Below are 2085 nucleotides of genomic sequence, written 5' to 3' on the forward strand. Positions count from 1 at the left end.
CCGGCCTTGCTGGCGATGCTCGCGTTCGGCGACCGCGCCAAGGCCACCTCGGCCGCGGCGATCGCCGACCTGAAGGCGCTGGGCCTGCGCACGCTGATGCTCAGCGGCGACAACGCCGCCGCCGCGAAGGCCACCGCCGAAGCGCTGGGCATCGACGAGGTGCGCGCCGAGCTGCTGCCCGAGGACAAGGCCCGTATCGTGGCGGAACTGCGCGCCGACGGCACGCACGTGGCGATGGTGGGCGACGGCATCAACGACGCGCCGGCGCTGGCCGCCGCGGACGTAGGCCTGGCGATGGGCGGCGGCACGGACGTGGCGATGGAAGCGGCCGGCATCACGCTGATGCGCGGCGATCCGCGCCTGGTCGCCGAGGCGATCGCGCTGTCGCGCGCCACGGTCGCGAAGATCCGCCAGAACCTGTTCTGGGCCTTCATCTACAACCTGCTGGGTGTGCCGCTGGCGGCGCTGGGCCTGCTGAGCCCGGTGATCGCCGGTGCGGCGATGGCGCTGTCCAGCGTCTCGGTGCTGGGCAACGCGCTGCTGCTCAAGCGCTGGAAGGGATCCGCACGATGACCTCACCGCTGACCCCACCGCTGACCATTGGCCAGGCGGCCGAGCGCTCCGGCGTGTCGCCCAAGATGCTGCGTCACTACGAGTCGCTGGGCCTGCTGCCGCCGGTGGCGCGCACCGAGGCGGGTTACCGTCTCTACGGCGAGAAGGAGGTGCACACGCTGCGCTTCATCCGCCGCGCGCGCGACCTGGGCTTCTCGATGGCGGAGATCGCCGAGCTGGTCAAGCTCTGGCAGAACCGCCGCCGCGCCAGCGGCCAGGTCAAGCGCATCGCGGAGACCCACATCGCCGACCTCGACCGCCGCATGGCCGAGATGCAGGCCATGCGACGCGCGCTGGCCGAGCTCGCACACTGCTGCCACGGCGACGACCGCCCCGATTGCCCCATCCTCGACGACCTCGCACAAGGAGCCACGCCATGAGCGCCCCCCACGATCCCACGGCCGATCCGCACGCCGATCCTGTCCCTGCCCGTTGGGAGCGCATCGCCGCCCACCTCGGCAATGTCGGCGGCCTGACGATCCGGCGCGCGGTGCCGACACCGAAGCGCCGCATGATCGCCGCGTGGTGCTTCCTGGATCACGCCGGCCCCGCCGACCTGACGCCGGACAACGCCATGCGCGTCGGCCCGCATCCGCACACCGGCCTGCAGACCTTCAGCTGGATGATCGAGGGCGAGGTGCTGCACCGCGACAGCCTGGGCTCCAAGCAGATGCTGCGACCCGGTCAGGTGAACCTCATGACCGCGGGCCAGGGCATCAGCCACACGGAGGAGTCGCAGTCCGACCGCCTGCAGCTGGCGCAGTTGTGGATCGCCCTGCCCGACGCGGTCCGGCATCGCGAGCCGGCCTTCGAGCACTTCCCCGATCTGCCGTCGTTCGCGACCGGCGGCTTCGACACGATGCTGCTGGTCGGCGAGTTCGGCGGTCATCGCTCGCCGGTGCCCAGCCACACGCCGCTGCTGGGCGTCGACTTGAGCGCCGCGCGCGCCGCCGAGGCGACGATCCCGCTGCACCCGGACCATGAATACGGGCTGATGGTGCTCGAAGGTGATCTCTCGGTGACGCTCGACGGCGAGTCCACCGGCGCCAGCCAGCCCGGCGAACTGCTCTACATCGCGCCGGGCGCGCAGTCGCTGAAGCTGCTGTCCGGCGGCGGCAAGAGCCGCGCGCTCCTGCTGGGCGGCCCGCCGTTCGGCGAGCCGGTGCTGCTGTTCTGGAATTTCGTCGGCCGCACCCGCGAGGAGATGCAGGTCTACGCCGAGGAATGGAACAGCCGCGAGGACGGCGGCCGGTTCGGCGAGGTGCGCGGCTTCGACGGACCGCGCCTGCTGGCGCCGGTCGTGCCGGCGCTCAAAACGCCTCGTTAGGCGGACTCACCGTGGACGACGGCATCGGCGAGACCGCTGCGGGCTCGGGGATCCACGCCCGCGCCCAGCGGCGCGCACGATCGCTGGCTATCCATCCGCACCGCGCCGCAGCGTCGACGACGCCGGCATAGGCCCACGCCGCGGCG

The 2085-nt window shown here is 72.1% G+C and carries 3 protein-coding genes; all 3 read left to right on the plus strand.

From position 1 onward, the window contains the following. The coding region (locus VF536_RS19440; RefSeq protein WP_331616523.1) for an HAD-IC family P-type ATPase at positions 1-573 on the plus strand (573 nt) is incomplete at its 5' end. Then, positions 570-992, plus strand: a complete 423-nt coding sequence (gene cueR / locus VF536_RS19445; protein WP_331616524.1) for a Cu(I)-responsive transcriptional regulator — start codon at positions 570-572, stop codon at positions 990-992. The genes VF536_RS19440 and cueR, both read left to right, overlap by 4 nt. Beyond that, positions 989-1939, plus strand: a complete 951-nt coding sequence (locus VF536_RS19450) for a pirin family protein (protein WP_331616525.1) — start codon at positions 989-991, stop codon at positions 1937-1939. The genes cueR and VF536_RS19450 overlap by 4 nt, the downstream gene beginning before the upstream one ends. Positions 1940-2085 lie beyond the last annotated feature (146 nt).

It is taken from the genome of Roseateles sp., assembly GCF_036486225.1.
Taxonomy (GTDB): domain Bacteria; phylum Pseudomonadota; class Gammaproteobacteria; order Burkholderiales; family Burkholderiaceae_C; genus Roseateles.

What these genes read in the sequence shown, in the direction of transcription:
- cueR (WP_331616524.1), top strand. Translation starts at nt 570, where the DNA reads ATGACCTCACCGCTGACCCCACCGCTGACCATTGGCCAGGCGGCCGAG.
- VF536_RS19450 (WP_331616525.1), top strand. Translation starts at nt 989, where the DNA reads ATGAGCGCCCCCCACGATCCCACGGCCGATCCGCACGCCGATCCTGTC.